At 66.0% G+C, this 18,040-nt stretch carries 17 protein-coding genes and 1 pseudogene; 6 read left to right on the plus strand and 12 right to left on the minus strand.

Annotated features, from left to right (window positions below; genetic code table 11):
- Positions 1-2: 2 nt before the first annotated feature.
- The 5 genes and pseudogenes from B1A87_RS10640 to B1A87_RS10665 form a co-directional block, all read right to left on the minus strand.
- Positions 3-1,233: pseudogene (locus B1A87_RS10640) on the minus strand (pseudouridine synthase).
- A 107-nt stretch (positions 1,234-1,340) separates the two neighbouring features.
- Positions 1,341-2,015 (minus strand): SMC-Scp complex subunit ScpB, encoded by a 675-nt coding sequence (locus B1A87_RS10650; protein WP_347034207.1) that lies wholly within the window; start codon positions 2,013-2,015, stop codon positions 1,341-1,343.
- On the minus strand, positions 2,012-2,890 hold the full coding sequence (locus tag B1A87_RS10655) for a ScpA family protein (RefSeq protein WP_078028998.1): 879 nt from the start codon (positions 2,888-2,890) through the stop codon (positions 2,012-2,014). The genes B1A87_RS10650 and B1A87_RS10655 overlap by 4 nt, the downstream gene beginning before the upstream one ends.
- Before the next feature lie 5 nt (positions 2,891-2,895).
- A complete protein-coding gene (locus B1A87_RS10660) occupies positions 2,896-3,795 on the minus strand; it encodes a ParA family protein (RefSeq protein ID WP_078028999.1) in 900 nt (299 codons plus the stop codon).
- Between the two features lie 261 nt (positions 3,796-4,056).
- A complete protein-coding gene (locus tag B1A87_RS10665; protein WP_078029000.1) occupies positions 4,057-5,394 on the minus strand; it encodes a cation:dicarboxylate symporter family transporter in 1,338 nt (445 codons plus the stop codon).
- A 139-nt stretch (positions 5,395-5,533) separates the two neighbouring features.
- Here B1A87_RS10665 and B1A87_RS10670 point away from each other — a divergent pair, with 139 nt between their 5' ends.
- Positions 5,534-7,195, plus strand: coding sequence for a sensor histidine kinase (locus B1A87_RS10670; protein ID WP_078029001.1), 1,662 nt, complete (start codon positions 5,534-5,536; stop codon positions 7,193-7,195).
- Positions 7,192-7,905, plus strand: coding sequence for a response regulator (locus B1A87_RS10675; protein WP_078029002.1), 714 nt, complete (start codon positions 7,192-7,194; stop codon positions 7,903-7,905). The genes B1A87_RS10670 and B1A87_RS10675 overlap by 4 nt, the downstream gene beginning before the upstream one ends.
- A 12-nt stretch (positions 7,906-7,917) precedes the next feature.
- Here B1A87_RS10675 and B1A87_RS10680 read toward each other — a convergent pair whose 3' ends face one another.
- On the minus strand, positions 7,918-9,822 hold the full coding sequence (locus tag B1A87_RS10680; protein ID WP_078029003.1) for an AMP-binding protein: 1,905 nt from the start codon (positions 9,820-9,822) through the stop codon (positions 7,918-7,920).
- Positions 9,823-9,995: 173 nt separating this feature from the next.
- Between B1A87_RS10680 and B1A87_RS10685 the strand changes: the two genes are divergently transcribed.
- The 4 genes from B1A87_RS10685 (at position 9,996) to B1A87_RS10700 (ending at position 14,289) form a co-directional block, all read left to right on the plus strand.
- Entirely contained in the window at positions 9,996-10,637 is a 642-nt protein-coding gene (locus B1A87_RS10685; protein ID WP_078029004.1) for a GntR family transcriptional regulator, read from the plus strand.
- Positions 10,638-10,649: 12 nt separating this feature from the next.
- On the plus strand, positions 10,650-12,170 hold the full coding sequence (locus B1A87_RS10690; protein ID WP_078029005.1) for an MmgE/PrpD family protein: 1,521 nt from the start codon (positions 10,650-10,652) through the stop codon (positions 12,168-12,170).
- Positions 12,171-13,076, plus strand: coding sequence for a methylisocitrate lyase (gene prpB / locus B1A87_RS10695; RefSeq protein WP_078029006.1), 906 nt, complete (start codon positions 12,171-12,173; stop codon positions 13,074-13,076).
- A gap of 73 nt (positions 13,077-13,149) precedes the next feature.
- The gene (locus tag B1A87_RS10700) at positions 13,150-14,289 is read left to right on the plus strand and encodes a bifunctional 2-methylcitrate synthase/citrate synthase (protein WP_078029007.1); all 1,140 of its coding nucleotides are present in this window, start codon (positions 13,150-13,152) and stop codon (positions 14,287-14,289) included.
- 79 nt (positions 14,290-14,368) lie between these two features.
- Here B1A87_RS10700 and B1A87_RS10705 read toward each other — a convergent pair whose 3' ends face one another.
- From B1A87_RS10705 to B1A87_RS10730, 6 genes are all read right to left on the minus strand, one after another.
- Positions 14,369-15,190 carry a hypothetical protein gene (locus B1A87_RS10705; RefSeq protein ID WP_139362866.1) on the minus strand — a complete coding sequence of 274 codons (822 nt, stop codon included), beginning with the start codon at positions 15,188-15,190 and terminating at the stop codon, positions 14,369-14,371.
- Between the two features lie 91 nt (positions 15,191-15,281).
- The gene (locus tag B1A87_RS10710) at positions 15,282-15,788 is read right to left on the minus strand and encodes an RNA polymerase sigma factor (protein ID WP_078029009.1); all 507 of its coding nucleotides are present in this window, start codon (positions 15,786-15,788) and stop codon (positions 15,282-15,284) included.
- 74 nt (positions 15,789-15,862) lie between these two features.
- Entirely contained in the window at positions 15,863-16,354 is a 492-nt protein-coding gene (locus B1A87_RS10715) for an 8-oxo-dGTP diphosphatase (RefSeq protein ID WP_144275784.1), read from the minus strand.
- A 28-nt stretch (positions 16,355-16,382) separates the two neighbouring features.
- On the minus strand, positions 16,383-17,108 hold the full coding sequence (locus B1A87_RS10720; RefSeq protein WP_144275785.1) for a hypothetical protein: 726 nt from the start codon (positions 17,106-17,108) through the stop codon (positions 16,383-16,385).
- The gene (locus tag B1A87_RS10725) at positions 17,109-17,495 is read right to left on the minus strand and encodes a hypothetical protein (RefSeq protein WP_144275786.1); all 387 of its coding nucleotides are present in this window, start codon (positions 17,493-17,495) and stop codon (positions 17,109-17,111) included.
- A 2-nt stretch (positions 17,496-17,497) separates the two neighbouring features.
- Positions 17,498-18,001 (minus strand): RNA polymerase sigma factor, encoded by a 504-nt coding sequence (locus B1A87_RS10730; protein WP_078029011.1) that lies wholly within the window; start codon positions 17,999-18,001, stop codon positions 17,498-17,500.
- Positions 18,002-18,040 lie beyond the last annotated feature (39 nt).

The following is an 18,040-nucleotide window of genomic DNA, read 5'->3' on the forward strand; positions in this document are numbered from 1 at the left end:
CCTTACAGCCCCACGGACGCCAGCAGGTGGCCGACTTCCTGCTTGCCGAGGTTGCGGATGCTCCCCTGGCGCTGGTCGCCCAGGCCGATGGGGCCCACCTTGACGCGCACCAGGCGCAGCACGGGGAATCCGACGGCGTCGAAGAGCCGGCGGACAATACGGTTCTTGCCCGAGTGCAGCACGACTTCGATGAGCACATGCCCGGGAGTCGAATCAACGAGCCGGAACGAGTCCACCGAGGCGATGCCGTCCTCCAGTTCAACGCCGGCCTTCAGCTGCGCGCCGATGCCCTGCGGGAACGGCCCCCGGACCTGGACCAGGTACGTCTTGGGAACCTCGTAGGAAGGGTGCGTCAGGCGGTTGGCCAGTTCGCCGTCGTTGGTCAGCAGCAGGAGGCCCTCGGTGGCGACGTCCAGGCGGCCGACATGGAAGAGGCGCTCTCCATGGGTGTTGCGGACGAAGTCGCTGATGCAGGGACGCCCGTCCGGGTCCTCCATGGTGGACACGACGCCCTTGGGCTTGTTGAAGACCATGTACACGAGGGACTCATCGAGCTGGATGCGCAGGCCGTCCACGTGGATAACGGACGCCTTGGGATCGACGCGGACACCGAGCTCGGTGACTACCTGGCCGTCGACTTCACGCGGCCTTCGGCGATCATCTCTTCGCAGACGCGCCGCGAAGCCACTCCCGCCTGCGCCATGACCTTCTGCAGGCGGACGCCGTCGGCGTCGTGCAGTTCGGACTGCGGCACGGGACCGCTGGGGCCGCGCTTGCGCGAAGGCTTGCGGACCGCACCGAGGCTCTGGCCGAACCGTTCGCCGCCGAATGCGCGCGTGCCGAAGGTCTTGGCCGCAGCGGACCGCGGCTTGGGCTTGAGCGCGCCGGGGGTGCCGGGCGCCTTTCCTGCCCCGGGCTTGCGGGCTCCGGGCTTCCGGACTGCCGGCTTGGCGCCGGACTTCCAGTCGCCAGCGGCGGCCGGCCGCCGTCTCGCCGGCGGGCGATTCGTCGGGATCGACGAAAGGCTCCTCCCGCGGCCTGGGTGCCTTGTAGGGGCGGTCGCCGCCCTTGGAGAAGTCCCGCTGGCCGGCGCCGAAGCCGCCGCCGCGGGTGTCTCTTATACACATCTAGATGTGTATAAGAGACAGGTCCTGCGCTGCCCGCTGAATTTCGTTCCGGACCTTTACGTCCTGAACTTTTACGTGGTGAACCCTGGCGTCCCGCCTGTGTCATGACCCGTCCTTCGTTGTGTTGACCGGCAACGGTTGTCCTAGGACAACACTAGCCAGCCGTGCAGATTAAATCTGCCCTGGTGAATACTGTTGCGCAGGCAAAACTGCCTACATTCTTCCGGCGTCATAGAACTCTTCAATTCCTTCAAGCCCCGGAAGGTGCGGTGAAAGCTGAGGCAACTCAGCCACCGAGCCGATTCCCATGCGTTCAAGGAAATACGACGTCGTACGGTACAGGACAGCGCCTGACTCCGGATCTGTTCCGGAGTCCTCGATCAGCCCCCGCTGGGTCAGCGTCCGCACGACAGAGTCAACATTGACCCCGCGAATTGCAGACACCCTCGCCCTGGAAACGGGCTGCCGGTACGCGATGACGGCGAGCGTTTCGAGCGCCGCCTGCGTCAGCCTGGCCGTCTGTCCCTCCAAGACGAAGGCACCGACGACGTCAGCGAATTCAGCCCTGGAGTAGATGCGCCAGCCACCGGCGACATTCCGCAATTCAAAGCCCCGGGGGCTGGAGGTGAAGCCAGCGTTACTGGCAATTTCCATATCCGGGGCTTTAACAGTATAGCCGTCATACTCGCGCTGCAGTTCCAGCAGCAGGTTCTCCACGGCCGCCACGGTCAGGTTGAGTCCCGCGGCGAGGTCCGTTGCCGATGCCGGCTGGTCCAGCACCATCAGGACGGCCTCGAGCGCAGCGCGCGCTCCGCCCGGCAGCGCCGTGACATCGGTGCCGCCGCTGTCCGTGTCATCCGACGACGGTTCCTGCACAGGTTTCCTCACGGCTGTTCCTCATATTCTTCGGTCAGGTGGTCGCTGCTCCACTCCGCGCCGGGCGCCGTCCAGCGGACGGTGAGGTCACCCAGCGGCGCAAGCTGGTTGAAGGCCACCACCTGGTCGCGGAACAGCTCAAGCAGGGCCAGGAAGCGGGCAACCACCACCAGCGTGGATTCTGCATCTGCAATCAGGGCGCGGAACGACAGTGGCCTGCCCTGCTGCAGGCGCAGTCCGATCAGCTCAGCCTGTTCCTTGACGCTGACGGGGCTGCCGTGGAGGTGCGCCAGCCCCACTTCGGTGGGCGCGGGGGTCTTGGGTTTCAGGGCAGTTTCCGCGAGGGCGGCGAACTGCCGAGGCGTATGCTTCCAGACGAGCTCCGGCAGCATGGCCGCGAAGTGCTCTTCCAGCGCCACCTGCCTCGGGTACCGCCGAGCCTCCAGCTCGAGCGTGGCATCCAGCAGCGCCGCCACCTGCTTGAACGCCTTGTACTGCAGCAGCCGCGCAAAGAGCAGGTCCCGCGCCTCCAGCAGGGCGACGTCTTCGTCGTCCTCGACCTCGCCGGCCGGAAGCAGGCGTGCAGCCTTCAGATCCAGCAGGGTGGCAGCGATGACGAGGAACTCGCTGGCCTCATCAAGGGCCCACTCCTCCCCCAGTTTCTGCAGGTTCCGGATGTACTTGATGAACTCATCGGTCACTGTGGCCAACGCCACCTCGGTGATGTCCAGCTGGTGCTTGGAGATCAGGCCCAGAAGCAGGTCAAACGGGCCGGTGAAGTTCGCCAGCCGGACTTCGAAGCCGGGCTTCCGGACTTCCGGCGGGGTCCCGCCGTCGTCCGCCTGCTGGCCGCGCTGCGCGAGCGGCGTTGCCGACTCAGCCGACATCCAGGCTAGGGCGCGCCGCCGCGCGAGATGAGTTCCTTGGCGAGGCGGCGGTAGGCGTCGGCGCCGATGTGGTTGCCGGCGTAGCTGGTGATGGGTTCGGCGGCCACAGTGGCATCGGCGAACTTGATGGAACGCTTGATGACGGTCTCGAAGACTTTGTCGCCGAAGGCTTCCACGAGGCGCGTAATGACCTCGCGGCTGTGGAGCGTGCGGGCGTCGTACATGGTGGCGAGCACGCCGTCCACCTGCAGCCGCGGGTTGAGGCGGTCCTGGACTTTGTCGATGGTCTCGACCAGGAGGGCCACCGCCCGCAACGCGAAGAATTCGCAGATCAGCGGGATGATGACGCCGTGGGCGGCCGTCAGGGCGTTGACGGTGAGGAGCCCGAGGGACGGCTGGCAGTCGATGAGGACGACGTCGTAATCGTCTTCAACCTTCTTCAGCGCCCGGTCCAGCACCTGTTCGCGGGCAACCTCATTGACCAACTGGACCTCGGCAGCGGAAAGGTCGATGTTGGCGGGCAGGAGATCAACGTTTTCCACGCCGGTCTGGTGGATGGCATCGCGGATGTCCACCTTGCGGTCCATGAGGACGTTGTAGACAGTGAGATCAAGTTCGTGGGGGTTGACGCCCAGCCCGGCGGACAATGCACCCTGGGGGTCGAAGTCCACCAGGAGCACGCGGCGGCCGTATTCCGCCAGCGCGGCCGCGAGGTTGATGGTGGACGTGGTCTTACCCACGCCGCCCTTCTGGTTGACCATGGCAATCACACGGGCCGGTCCATGGGAGGACAGCGGCGCGGGCTCCGGAAATTCGCGGTAGGGACGTCCTGTGGGACCCATCACGGCGTCTTCCAGGTCGAGTTCCGTGCCTTCCAGAGTTGCTGAACCCTGTTCGCTGCTCACGTATCTATCCACACTTTCGATGACGGTGATTGTTCTCTGCCGCTGAATGCCCGGGCCGCTATCTGCCCGGCGCCCATGCTGCTTCCACCCAAGGCTACAGCGCCCGACACGGCATTCGGTGGAACTTGACTTTTGATGGCGCTTGAGCCTTGACCTTTTACCTGAGGTCGAAGGTTGGTGTTCCGCCCAAGCAAACCGCCCGCACAGGCTGGGCCTGTACGGGCGGTTGGCCGGCGCCGAGGCGCCGTGGACTCGGGAGTCCTAGGCGTGGGCAGGAATTGCCTTCTCCTGGGTTTCGAGCACTCCGTGATGGGCCATCATGGTCTGCTCGTCGAAGGGCTCTTCGCCGGACAGGACGCGGCTGACCTGTTCGCCGTCGATCTCCTTGACCCAGGTTCCGATCAGGACCGTGGCCACGGCGTTGCCGGTGAAGTTGGTCAGGGCGCGGGCCTCGGACATGAACCGGTCGATGCCGACGATCATGCCGACGCCGCCGAGGAGTTCCGGCCTGTGGGCCTGCAGGCCGGCCGCCAGGGTGGCAAGGCCTGCACCGGTCACACCGGCTGCGCCCTTGGAAGCGATGATCATGAAGATCAGCAGGGAGATCTGGGCCCCCAGGTCCAGAGGGGTTCCCATCGCGTTGGCCACGAACAGTGATGCCATGGTCAGGTAAATGGCAGTGCCGTCCAGGTTGAACGAGTAGCCCGTGGGCACGGTCACGCCGACCACCGGCTTGGAGACGCCCAGGTGTTCCATCTTGGCGATCAGTCGGGGCAGCGCGGCTTCGGAGGACGAGGTGGAGAAGATCAGGAGGTACTCACGTGCGAGGTACTTCATGAGCTTGAAGATGTTCACTCCGGCCACGACCTGCAGCAGGCCGCCCAGGATGACGACGATGAAGAGTGCGCAGGTGATGTAGAAAGCGACCATGAGGGTGAACATGCTCACGATGGCCTGGAAGCCCGTGGCGCCGACAACCGCGGCGATGGCACCGAAGGCGCCGACCGGGGCGAGCCACATGATCATGATCAGGATCCGGAAGACGACTGCCTGGCCGAGGCCGATGGCCTTCAGGACCGGGGCGCCCTGCGGGCCCATTTTCTGGAGGGCGAAGCCAACGAGGATCGCGGCGAGCAGCGTGGGAAGCACGGGGACGTCACTCGGGATGATGCCCAGCAGGAAGTCCACGGTGCTGTCCGTTGCGGCCTTCTTGTTCGGGTCGTAGGGAGCAAGCTCCAGTCCCTCACCGGGGTGGATGATGTTGCCGACAACGAGACCGATGGCCAGCGCGAACGTCGACATGACAACGAAGTAGCCGAGGGCAAGACCGCCCACCTTGCCGACCGTTGCGGCCTTGGCAATGGAGCCGATGCCCAAAACGATGGTGCAGAAGATGATCGGGGCGATCATCATCTTGATGAGCTTGATGAACCCGTCCCCCAGCGGCTTCAGCGATTTGCCGACCTCCGGGAACAGCAGCCCCACCAGTGCGCCCAGGATGACGGCGGCGATGACGGCAATGTAAAGGTAGTGGGACTTGTCCAGTCCCTTGCGCCCGGTCTTGGCCGGTGCGGCCGACTCTCCTCGTTGAGAAGCCATGATGTGTCTCCTTATGGATAATCTGGAAGACGCTTCGGCACAGTCTCTGGGCTCTTCGCGTCCGTCCTTTGTGATTTCCATCATTCGCCACTGAGTGACTTGGCTCACCGTTGCGTTCATATTGGTCATAGGAGGTGTTGTGATCCACCGTTGGAGCATTGCCAGGCGGCTGTTCGTGGCCAACCTGCTGTTCGTGCTGGCATTGACCGCTGTCGTGGGGACGGCCGCCTTCGTGGACGCCCGCGACCGCACGTACGACGAAACCGGACGCCGGATGGCTGCCCTGGCGGTCTCCATCGCCGATAACCCGCTGGTGCTCCAGGCCGCGGCCTCCCCAGATCCGTCCGCCCGGCTCCAGCCTTACGCGCTCAAGGTGATGGACAACGCCGACGCCGACTTCATCACCATCATGGCCCCGGACCGGACACGGTGGACGCACCCCCTCCACGAGGAGATTGGCCAGCCGTACATTGGCTCGATCTCCGATGCCCTCGCCGGGCACGTGTTCACGGAGATCACGGCCGGAACCCTGGGGCCCTCCGTGCGGACGATCGCTCCGGTCAAGGCCGCTGACGGCTCGGTCAAGGCGCTGGTGGCTGCGGGGGTGACAGTTCGGAACATTGATGTGGCGGTTGCCGGCAGGATTCCGGCGTTGCTCGTCATCGCGGGAGGCCTCCTCCTGGGCGGATCGCTGACGTCCTGGCTCCTGGGGCGTTATCTCCGCGGGGTAACCCGTGGCTGGGGACCCGAACAGCTGGCCCAGCTCTTTGCCTACTACGAATCGGTGCTCCACTCGGTGCGCGAAGGCGTCATCCTGATCGACTCCAAGGGGCGCGTGGTGATGTACAACGACCAGGCGGCTGAGCTGCTGGGGCTTGAGCCGCGGGACTCCGGCGATGATCCGGCGAACACGCCTCTCCTGGCCGACCTCCCGCTGGCTCCCAGCCTGAAAAACCTGTTTGAGTCAGGCCGCGCCGCCCACGACGAGATCCATTTGACCGGCTCCGGCGTCCTCGTGGTGAACCAGGGTCCGGCCGTGGGCCCGGGTTCCCGGTCCGGACGCCCGGCGGCGGCGTTCGGCACAGCCGTGTTCGGAACTGTGGCGACGATCCGGGACCGGACCGAAATCGAGTCCCTGGGAACCGAGCTTGAGACGATGCGGACACTTTCGGACGCACTGCGGGCCCAGACCCACGAGCACGCAAACCGGCTCCACACCATGGTTTCGCTCCTGGAGCTGGGGCGCACCGGGGATGCACTGGACTTCGCCACCCAGGATCTCGAACTGAGCCAGCAGCTGACGGACGACATGGTGAGCTCAGTGCAGGAACCCGTGGTCAGCGCCCTCGTCATGGGCAAGGCCGCCGAGGCCAACGAACGCGGGGTGGAGCTGGCGGTGCAGGCATCCGGCGCAGCGGGCGCGGCAGGCCTCGCCGTCCAGGACCTCGTCACCATCCTCGGCAACCTGCTGGACAACGCCATCGATGCCGCCGCCGACGCCCCCGCGCCGAGGCGGGTGGAGCTGCAGGTGAATTCACACGACGGCGGACTGGAGATCACCGTGCAGGATTCCGGAAAGGGCATTGAACCAGGTGCCGTCGACGACATCTTCCGGTACGGCTTCAGCACCAAGGAGGCCGGTCCCTTCGGCCGCGGCCTCGGGCTGGCGCTTGTGAAGCAGGCCGTTCAGCGTCTGGCCGGTACGATGACCATCACCAACTCCGGCGGCACCGGCGGTGCACGATTCCATATCGTGCTGCCCGCGCCGGACCCGCACAGCCTCCCGGAGGAACACGCGTGACAGACATCCGAGTCCTCGTCGTCGAGGACGAGCCGATAGCTTCGGCAGCCCATGCCGCCTACGTGGGCAGGCTGGACGGGTTCACCCTGGCGGGCACCGCTCCCGACGGACAGTCTGCCCTGCGGATGCTCACGGAATTCGCAGCGGCCGGCACCCCCGTGGAGCTGGTGCTCCTGGACATGAACCTTCCGGACCTGCACGGACTCGACATCGCGCGCCGGATGCGCTCCTCCGGCCATTTCGCGGACATCATCGCGATCACCGCGGTCAGGGAGCTCGCGATCGTCCGCAGCGCCGTGTCAATCGGCGTGGTGCAGTACCTCATCAAGCCGTTCACGTTTGCCACGTTCTCGGACAAGCTGGACAGCTACCGCCAGTTCCGCGAGCAGCTTGCCAGCGCCGAGGCGGGATCAGCCAAGGCCGGCGCCTCCCAGAGCGACGTCGACCAGGCATTCGCCAGCCTCAGGGCGCCGTCGGAACTGCCCCTCCCGAAAGGCCTGGCACCCTCAACCCTTGACGCCGTCCGCGACTTCATCCGGAACCAGCCGGGGGCGGTGTCCGCCACCGAGGTCATGACCGCGCTGGGAATGTCGCGCGTGACGGCCCGGCGCTACCTGGAGTATCTTGCCGACGCCGGCACCGTCTCCAGGACCGCACGCTACGGCGCGCCGGGGCGCCCCGAGAATGAATACCGCTGGTCCCGGGCCTAGGTTTCGACAAGCTCAACCAGCAGCGCCGGCCGCCGGGCGCAGAATTCCGATCAGCCGGTCGAGCACGCCGGGGTCCTCTATGGTGGACGGCACCACGTAGTTGTCGCCGTCGGCAATTTGCCGCATCGTCTTCCGAAGGATCTTCCCGGACCTGGTCTTGGGCAGTGCCTCAACCACCGCAACGTGCTTGAAATCGGCCACCGCCCCGATGTCCCGCCGGACCAGGGCGATAAGCTCCTGCACCAGCACGTCCTCCGGCACGTCAGCCCCGGCCTTGAGCACCACGTAGCCGCTGGCATGCTGGCCTTTCAGGGTGTCAGCCACGCCGATGACCGCGCACTCCGCCACCGCCGGGTGCTGCCCGATGACCTGCTCCATCGATCCCGTGGACAGCCGGTGACCGGCCACGTTGATGACGTCGTCGGTGCGCCCCATCACGAAGACGTAGCCGTCCTCGTCCCGGTAGCCGGAGTCGCCGGTGGCGTAGCAGCCCTCAAACGCCCGGAGGTACGACGAGACATACCGCTCATCATTTCCCCATAGCGTGGTGAGGGTCCCCGGCGGCAGCGGAAGCCCCAGCACAATATTGCCTTCCACGCCTGCCTCGACCGCTGCGCCAGCGGCATCCACGATGCCAAGGTTGAAGCCGGGCATCGGCATCGAGGGTGAGCCGGGCTTGATGGGCAGGGCGTCCAGGCCCCGGGGATTGGCGCAGATGGCCCAGCCAGTTTCGGTCTGCCACCAGTGGTCCACGACCGGCACGCCCAGCGCTGCCGCGGCCCAGTGGTAGGTGTCGGTGTCCAGGCGCTCCCCGGCGACGAAGAGGGTCTTGAGGCTGGAAGTGTCGTAGCCGGCCAGCAGGGCGGCCCCGGGATCCGCCTTGCGGATGGCACGCAGGGCAGTCGGCGCGGTGAATAGCACGTTGACTTTGTGGTCACCGATCACGCGCCAGAAGGCCCCGGCATCCGGCGTGCCCACGGGCTTGCCCTCGTACAGCACGGTGGTGGCCCCGGCGATGAGGGGACCGTACACGATGTAGGAATGGCCCACCACCCATCCGACGTCGGACGCGGTCCACATCACGTCCCCCGGGCCGGCGTCGTAGATGTTTTTCATGGTCCAGCTCAGGGCCACGGCATGCCCGCCGTTGTCACGGACCACGCCCTTGGGGCTCCCGGTGGTCCCCGACGTGTACAGGATATAGAGCGGATCCGTGGCGGCGACGTCGACCGGCCCTGCGGGTTCGGCCGCGGCCATTTCGTCATCCCAGTCCAGCCAGCCGGAATAGTCCGTGCCGCGGGCCTCGAAGCCGTCCCGCTCCTTGACCAGGACCCGCGCGCCTTCCGCTCCTGCGAGCGCGAGGGCTTCCGCGACTGCCGGCAGATACTCCACGCGCCGGGACGGCTCCATTCCGCCGGACGCGGTGACGACGGCCACCGGGGAGGCATCCTTGATGCGGGAAGCCAGTTCCTTGGGGGCGAATCCGCCGAACACCACGGAGTGGATTGCACCCAGCCGGGCTGTTGCAAGCATGGCGATGGCGGCCTCGGGGATCATGGGCATGTAGATCACCACCCGGTCCCCCTTGCCCACGCCCTGTGCCCTCAGGACGCCGGCGAACCTGGCCACGAGATCGGTGAGTTCCGCATAACTGTACCGGCGCTGGCTGCCCAGCATGGCGGAGTCATAGATGAGTGCGTCCTGGTCCCCTCGGCCGGCCAGGACGTGCCGGTCCAGGGCATTGAAGGACGTGTTGAGGACGCCGTCGGGGTACCAGCCGTAGACCGGAGCACGGGTGCTGTCCACCGCCTGTTGCGGCGCCCGCGACCAGGACACCCCCGCGGCCGCCTCCAGCCAGAATCGGTCGGGTTCGGCGAGGCTTCGGCCATAGGCGTCGCGGTAACTGTTGGTGACCATGAAGAGTTCCTGTCCACTGCGTTGTGTTGCGGCCCATGCTATCCCCGGCGCTGGTCCGCCGACAAGGGTTGTGTATACATACCGGCAGGATTTCCGGCAATTTTTCCGTAATCGCTGGGACAGATCGGGTTTTCTGTATACACTGAAGGCGATCACCAACGAAGGGAGGCGGGATGCGCGCCAGCGACAGGGCGTATGCGGCACTGCGCGACGACATCATCGAATGGCGCCTCCGCCCCGGATCCGTCCTTGCCGAAGTGGAACAGTCCGAGCGGCTGGGTATTTCCCGGACGCCCCTCCGCGAGGCCTTGAGCAGGCTCACGGCCGAAGGGCTCACGACGACGGCCGGCGGCCGCGGCGTCGTCGTCACCGACATCTCGCTGGAGGACATCGACGAACTCTTCGAGCTCCGCGAAACGCTCGAAGGAAAGGCTGCCGCACTGGCAGCCGAACGAGGCGATGCCGCCATCTTCCTGCAACTGCAGGGCGAGCTGCTCGAAGCGCCGTCACTTATTAGCACCACTGATCCGGCCCGTCACGAGTACTACGAGCTCGTGGGCCGGCTCGATTCGGCGATCGACGCCGCCATCTCCAACTCCTACCTGGCGCAGGCCATGCGGAGCCTGCGGGTGCACCTGGTCCGGGTCCGCAGGCTCGCCGCCGACGACTACGCGCGGCTGACCGCCGCCGCTGCCGAACACGCCGCCATCGCCGAGGCGATAGCGGCCGGCAACCCGCGGCTGGCCCAGGCCGCCACCACCATGCACCTGCACCGCAGCCTTTCCCACGTCAAAGCCACCCATACACCTCAATAGCAAGGAGCCCACATGGTCAAGGAACACCACGTCCGCGTGTACAAGAGCGAGGAAAACCTGCCGCGCGAAGACCAGCTCGCCCACAAGATCGCGGTGGTGGCGGCCGATCCCGTGGCAGTCACGGACGACGTCACCGACATGGTGATCAACCGCGTCATCGACAACGCCTCTGTCGCCGTTGCCTCGCTGAACCGTGCCCCGATCATCGCCGCGCGGGCGCAGGCCCTGACCCATGGGCCCTCGGCCAACGGCAAGGGCGCCAAGGTCTTCGGCATCGGCGAGCGCGTTTCCCCCGAATGGGCAGCATGGGCCAACGGGGTGGCGGTCCGCGAACTGGACTACCACGACACCTTCCTGGCAGCTGACTACTCCCACCCCGGCGACAACATCCCGCCCATCCTGGCCGTGGCACAGCACGTGGGCTCCAGCGGGGCGGACCTCATCCGCGGAATCGCCACCGGCTATGAGATCCAAGTCAACTTGGTCAAGGCCATCTGCCTGCACAAGCACAAGATTGACCACGTGGCGCACCTCGGCCCGTCGGCGGCTGCCGGGATCGGCACGCTGCTGGGGCTCGACGTCGAAACCATCTTCCAGTCAGTTGGGCAGGCGCTGCACACGACCACCGCAACCCGTCAGTCGCGCAAGGGTGAGATCTCCACCTGGAAGGCCCACGCCCCCGCGTTTGCCGGCAAAATGGCCGTCGAAGCCGTGGACCGCTCCATGCGCGGCCAGACCTCCCCGGTTCCCATCTATGAAGGCGAAGACGGCGTGATCGCCTGGATGCTCGACGGCCCGGACGCTTCCTACATGGTTCCGCTCCCCGACGCCGGCGAGGCCAAGCGGGCCATCCTGGACACCTACACCAAGGAACACTCCGCCGAGTACCAGGCCCAGGCCTGGATCGACCTGGCCCGGAAACTCCACAAGGAACACCCGGAGGCCACTGACCCGGCCAACGTCAAGTCCGTGCTGATCAGGACGAGCCACCACACGCACTACGTGATCGGCTCCGGCGCAAACGATCCGCAGAAGTACAGCCCCACCGCCAGCCGCGAAACCCTGGACCACTCCATCCCCTATATCTTCACCGTGGCCCTGCAGGACGGCTCCTGGCACCACGTGGATTCCTACTCCCCCGAGCGCGCCGGCCGGCCGGACACCGTGGAACTCTGGCACAAGGTCACCACCGTGGAAGACCCGGAGTGGACCCGCCGCTACCACTCCCTGGACATCTCCGAGAAGGCATTCGGCGGTTCCGTCGAAATCACGCTGGCCGACGGCACCGTCGTCACCGACGAGATTGCCGTGGCGGACGCCCATCCGCTGGGCGCCCGGCCGTTCGCCCGCGAGCAGTACGTGGACAAGTTCCGCACACTCGCAGCAGGTTTGGTGGAGGACGCGGAAATCGAACGGTTCCTCGACGCCGCTGCCCGGCTTCCGCAGCTGGCCGCCGGCGAGCTTGACCAGCTGAACATCACGGCCGCACCCGGTGTCATCGACTTCGCCGCCGCGCCCAAGGGGCTGTTCTAGATGCTGTATTCCAAGACCACTCCGGAGCAGAAGCGCATCCGCTTCCGTGAGCTGCTCGCGTCCGGGACCGTCCAGCAGTTCCCGGGTGCCTTCAATCCGCTCTCGGCCCGGCTGATCGAGGAGAAGGGCTTCGCCGGCGTCTACATTTCCGGCGCCGTGCTGGCGAACGACCTCGGGCTGCCGGACATCGGCCTCACCACCCTCACCGAAGTGGCCACCCGCGCCGGGCAGATCGCGCGCATGACCGACCTTCCATGCATCGTGGATGCCGATACCGGCTTCGGCGAGCCAATGAACGTTGCCCGGAGCGTCCAGGAACTGGAGAACGCCGGGCTGGCCGGCTGCCACATCGAGGACCAGTTCAACCCGAAGCGCTGCGGCCACCTGGACGGCAAGAACGTGGTGGACTTGGACACGGCCACGAAACGGATCCGGGCCGCGGCCGACGCACGCCGGGATCCGAACTTCCTGATCATGGCCCGCACAGACATCCGTGCCGTGGACGGGCTGGAAGCGGCGCAGGAGCGGGCCAAAGCCCTGGTCGAGGCCGGTGCGGACGCTATTTTCCCGGAGGCCATGAAGGACCTCGGCGAATTTCAGGCCATCCGGGACGCAGTGGACGTGCCGATCCTGGCCAACATGACCGAATTCGGCAAGAGCGACCTTTTCACCGTGGAGCAGCTGCAGGGCGTGGGCGTGAACATGGTGATATATCCCGTCACCCTGCTCCGTAGTGCCATGGGCGCTGCGGAGCGTACGCTGGAATCGATTAAGGCCGACGGAACGCAGGAGGCACAGGTAGGGAACATGCTGACCCGCGCGCGGCTGTATGACCTCGTGGACTACGAGGCCTACAACCGCTTCGACACCGGCGTCTTCAACTTCCGGATCCCCGGAACGCACTGACGCGCATTCCATCCAGGACCACCGGCCGGGGCGGCCGGTGTACAGACAGACGCAAGGAACGAAGGAGTTCAGCATGGCTGAAGAAGAGATCAAGAAGGGCCTCGCCGGCGTCGTGGTGGACTACACCGCCGTCTCCAAGGTCAATTCCGACACGAATTCACTGCTGTACCGCGGCTACCCCGTCCAGGAACTGGCGGCACGGTGCAGCTTCGAGGAGGTCGCCTTCCTGCTGTGGAACGGCGAACTCCCCAATGCCGAGGAACTGGCCGCCTTCACAGCCAGGGAGCGGGCCGGCCGGCGCCTGGATCCGGTGGTCAAGCAGGTGGTTGACGCCATCCCCACCACGGCGCACCCCATGGACGTCTGCCGGACCGCGGCGTCGGTGATGGGGGCCCGCCACGAGCTCTCGGAGGATTCGTCCCGCGAAGCAAACATGACCAAGGCCGTGGACCTGTTCGCGGCCATGCCCGCGGTGGTGGCCTATGACCAGCGCCGCCGTCGCGGCCAGGAACTGGTGGAGCCCCGGGACGACCTGGGCTACTCCGCCAATTTCCTGTGGATGGCGTTCGGGGAGGAATCAGTTCCCGAGGTGGTGGATGCGTTCAACGTCTCCATGATCCTGTACGCGGAGCACTCGTTTAACGCCTCCACCTTCGCCGGACGCGTCATCATGTCCACGTTGTCCGATCTCCATTCGGCCGTCACGGGTGCCATCGGCGCGCTCAAGGGACCGCTGCACGGCGGCGCCAACGAAGCCGTCATGCACACCTTCGACGAGATCGGCATCCGTCCCGAGGAATCGCTCGAGGAGGCAGCCACCCGGGCCAAGACCTGGATGGAAGACGCCCTGGCCCAGAAGAAGAAAGTGATGGGCTTCGGGCACCGGGTCTACAAGCACGGTGACTCCCGTGTGCCCACCATGAAGGCCGCCCTGGACAAGATGATCGCGCACTACGGCCGCCCGGAACTGCTGGGACTGTACAACGGGCTCGAGACCGCCATGGATGAGGCCAAGGGAATCAAGCCGAACCTTGACTACCCGGCGGGCCCGACGTACCACCTGATGGGCTTCGACACGCTCATGTTCACGCCGTTGTTCGTCGCCAGCCGGATCACGGGCTGGACCGCGCACTTCATGGAGCAGCTGGACTCGAACTCGCTGATCCGTCCGCTGAGCGCCTACAACGGCGTAGAGGAACGGCACGTTCCGTAGCGTCCGCTTCCGCGGAACGCACGACGCCGGGCCGGTCACCTTATCGGGTGACCGGCCCGGCGTCGTCATGTCGGGGATGCTATTTCACACGCCGCAGCTCCAGTGAGACCAGCATCTTTTTCACGTCCTGATACTCCTGCGTCTTCATATAGGCCTTCGCTTCGGCAAGCGAATCGAAGGTGAGCGCCGCCGCCCGGCCGCTGGCCTCGAGCCACAACGAGTCGCCAAAATGAACGAAGGGAACGTCGTCCGGGGCGAGGATCATGTTGTCCAACCCGCAGGTTACGGTGCCGGGACTCTGGGGGATGTCGGTTAATGCCATGGAGCCATACACCTTGTCTGACTGGATAACCCTGAACACAAAGGCCGACGGACCGCGGGGAAACTCCCTGAGCTTCGACGCCTTCTGCGGAATGTCGAGGACGACTGAATCGAGCATGGCGAACGGCTTGGGTTCCGGGCAGGCCGGACCGCCCGCGCCGTCGTAGGCCAATGACAAGGTTGCCATGGTTTTGCCGGCCGGATTCCTCACTTCAACGGTGTTGAACGCACCCACATCGGTCTTCTGGGGAGCTTCAGATAAGGTCCAGCCAGCAGGGTGTTCAAAGGTTGCCTGCCCCGTGCCGTCGGTGAAGGAAGTCCATGCGGCGGCCGCCGGTGATGGCGTGCGTGTGCGTGTGGGTCCGGGTGTCGCCGCCGTCGATTCCGACGGGGGCACCGTTCCGGCCGGAGAGGTCGAGGAGGTCAGCGGACCAAGGTTGGTGGCCACGAGGATGCCTGCGGTGACGGCTGCCGCGAGCATCAGTACGCCAGCCAGCCGGGCGCGCCTCAGCCTGCGGTCCGGAAGTGCTGTGATGCTGGCCGGCAGGCTGTCGCTGAATATCGGGGCCTCGTTGAGCACTCTGCGCAGGGCAGCCTCAGCGGCGGGTTCCGCGGCGGGATCGTGGCGGAGCGGGTCTGCACTGGAAATCAGGTTTTTGATCGGATCCATCTCATGCACCCATCTTCTGTGTGACCGACCCGGCGGCCACAGGCATGTGCTTGCGGAAGGCGGCCCTGGCACGGTGCAGGCGGACCTTTGCGGCGGATTCGCTGCACCCCAGGACACCGGCGATCTCGGCCGTGCTCAGCTCGTCCCAGTAGGCCATTTGGAGGATGTCGCGCTCACTGTCGCGGAGGGCGGCCAGCGCGTCGTGGACCACCAGGTCCTCGGACCCCGAGCCGGAGAGCTCAGCGGATGCCCGCAGTTTTATCTGGAGCGCCAGGAGCCGGTCACGGCTGCGGTACGCATTTCCGATCAGGTTCCGCGCGACGGTGAACATCCAGGCGATGTCGGTCCGCGGCGCGTCACCCCATTTCTGCCACACAACGCGGAACACGTCCGCGGCGAGCTCTTCGGCGAGCTCCGTCGATTCCACGCGCCGCCGCACAAATCTGTAAACCCGCGGATAGCTGTCCCTGTGAACGGCGATGAACGCCAGTTCGCGTTCCGATTCCACGCATCCCCCAAACGTAAGAAGTTGAGTCCTGACCTGGCAGGCTAACCGGTTAGTTTCCGCGAAGAAGCGTGCGGTTACACGCCCCGGTAAGAATATTCGGCGGACGCCACTGTTTCGTTGTCCTCGTTCAGCGTGATGATCGCGTCGACGACGCCACCGTTGAGCGCCACCGGCAGCCAGTGCTCTGCGTCCTGCCACATGCGGCCCAGGGGAAGGGCGGAGGTCAGGAACCACTCCGGAATAATCTCGGAACTCTCCGCGGGGTCGCCCGCCCACCGACGGGCAGTAAATAGTCGTGTGGACATGTTCCAGTCCGGCCGGGCGGGGAATACAAACTCCACTGTTCCCGCATCGCGCAGGTCCTCCTCGAGGACAACGATGGCCGCCTCTTCCAGTACCTCACGGCAGGCGGCCTCGGCGTCCGTTTCGCCCGCTTCGACGTGCCCGCCCAGGCCGACGATTTTCCCGGTTCCGAATCCGGTCTTCTTCAGGCCCAGCAGGACCTCCGTCCCGTCGCCAGGGCGCTCCCGGAGGAGGAAGCACAGGGTGACGGGCACAGAGGTCATGCAGACCAGCCTAGCCGCGGAATGTCTGTCAGTCCGAAATCCGGAGCGACGTGATCATACGTTTGGCGTCCGCGTACGCCGGCGTCTTCATGTAGGCACGGGCAGCATCGAGGTTGGCAAACTGCAGAACACCCTGCTGCGGTGAATTACCCGGCCCCATCTGGAGAGCACCGGCGAACATGTAGATCGGCGAGGCGGATGTTCCGTTGACCAGGTTGTAGATCGTGCATGCTTTGCCGTCCGGGCCGCCCGCCGTGCTCGTCAGTCCATAGGTGGCGATGACTCCGCCGGCATCCTCCATGGCACGGAAGGCGAACCGCGGGGTCACGGAATCCGGAACCTGCGGGTTGTACGGGAGGTCCACTTCGGCGAAGTCCAGCACCGTGTAGGGGACGGGCTCCGTGAAGCAGGCACCGCCCACCGCTCCGGACCCTCCGTAGGTCAAGATCGCCACGATCTTTCCGGCGTGGTCCTTCACCTCGATGTTGACGGCGTCCGGGGCAGCGCCTGCGGCGGGAACAACGGTCCAGGTGCCGGGGTGGTCGAAGCTGACCTTCCCGCCGCTGCTCCGGTACGTGGCCCAGCCGGCGGGCAGCGGCCCTGCACTTGCGCTGGCGGCGGCGGCGGCGGACGTTGCCGGCGCTGCGGGCTCGGCCGGCAGCGGAGGCAATGCCACGGGAGGCGTCGGGGGCGCCGCCGTGGCTACCGTCGCCGAGGCGGCGCCCGGCGAATTGGGGCTGTCTCTTATACACATCTAGATGTGTATAAGAGACAGGGGTGTGACTGGCCGCGCGGTCTCGGTGCTGGCCGCCGGCGCCGGCACGGGAGCGGGACTACCGACGTTTCCGGCTACGACGCCCACCGTGATGACGGCCGCAGCGGCCAGCCCGGCCACGGAAGCCCTGAGCACGGTCCGGTTGTTCCGGCGCCCGTCCGGGCGTGCCTGCGAGGCAGAAGCCCGGCCGGCGTCGTCCGTGAAGGCACGAATCCCGCCGTCTGCCCCGGGGACTCCCCCGGGCGCTGGCACTGCAGACAAATGAACCGCCGGCGCCGCCGTGACACCAATGGGACTGCCGGGCGGCTGGTCCGGAACCGCGACGCGGGGCCGGGCGTTCCTCATAAGCTCTTCAATGCGGTCCATTCCTAGCCCTTCCTGTCCGTCTTCAGGTGTGCCGGGAGGCGCCGTGCAAATGCCTTACGGGCACGGTGAAGCCGCACCCCGGCCGCCGACACGGAGCATTTGAGCGTTTCGGCGAGTTCCGCCGTCGTCAGGTCATCCCAATAACTGAGCATGAGCACTTCACGGTCCTTGTCGTTGAGCTGGAGCAGTATTTCGGCGACAGCTGCGCGCTCGTCGTCGCCGCCGGATTGGGCCGAAATCCGGGCTTCGGCCTGCAGCCGCTCCGTCAGCCGCTGTTTGCGTTCCCTGCCCCGATATTCGTTGCCGACGACGTTTCTTGCGGTGGCGATCAGCCAGCCGGGGCTGGGGGCCTCGGGAAAGTCCTTCTCCCATGCGATGCGAAAGACGTCGTTGGCCAGTTCTTCAGCCCGGGGGCTGTCATTGACGCGGTACGCGATGTATTTGTACACCCGGCCGAAGTGTTCGGAGTGCATCGCGACGAACTGATGCTCCCTGGTAGCCAACATGCTGTTTCCCCCTGTGACGGCTGACCTTCACCCGCTGAC

Origin of the sequence: Arthrobacter sp. KBS0703, from assembly GCF_002008315.2 — a bacterium.
In the GTDB taxonomy this organism is placed as follows: domain Bacteria; phylum Actinomycetota; class Actinomycetes; order Actinomycetales; family Micrococcaceae; genus Arthrobacter.

Coding starts and splice junctions, on each gene's coding strand:
- B1A87_RS10655 (WP_078028998.1), bottom strand. CDS start 2,890: ATGTCGGCTGAGTCGGCAACGCCGCTCGCGCAGCGCGGCCAGCAGGCG.
- B1A87_RS10665 (WP_078029000.1), bottom strand. CDS start 5,394: ATGGCTTCTCAACGAGGAGAGTCGGCCGCACCGGCCAAGACCGGGCGC.
- B1A87_RS10680 (WP_078029003.1), bottom strand. CDS start 9,822: ATGGTCACCAACAGTTACCGCGACGCCTATGGCCGAAGCCTCGCCGAA.
- B1A87_RS10685 (WP_078029004.1), top strand. CDS start 9,996: ATGCGCGCCAGCGACAGGGCGTATGCGGCACTGCGCGACGACATCATC.
- B1A87_RS10690 (WP_078029005.1), top strand. CDS start 10,650: ATGGTCAAGGAACACCACGTCCGCGTGTACAAGAGCGAGGAAAACCTG.
- prpB (WP_078029006.1), top strand. CDS start 12,171: ATGCTGTATTCCAAGACCACTCCGGAGCAGAAGCGCATCCGCTTCCGT.
- B1A87_RS10700 (WP_078029007.1), top strand. CDS start 13,150: ATGGCTGAAGAAGAGATCAAGAAGGGCCTCGCCGGCGTCGTGGTGGAC.
- B1A87_RS10715 (WP_144275784.1), bottom strand. CDS start 16,354: ATGACCTCTGTGCCCGTCACCCTGTGCTTCCTCCTCCGGGAGCGCCCT.
- B1A87_RS10720 (WP_144275785.1), bottom strand. CDS start 17,108: ATGTGTATAAGAGACAGCCCCAATTCGCCGGGCGCCGCCTCGGCGACG.
- B1A87_RS10725 (WP_144275786.1), bottom strand. CDS start 17,495: ATGGACCGCATTGAAGAGCTTATGAGGAACGCCCGGCCCCGCGTCGCG.
- B1A87_RS10730 (WP_078029011.1), bottom strand. CDS start 18,001: ATGTTGGCTACCAGGGAGCATCAGTTCGTCGCGATGCACTCCGAACAC.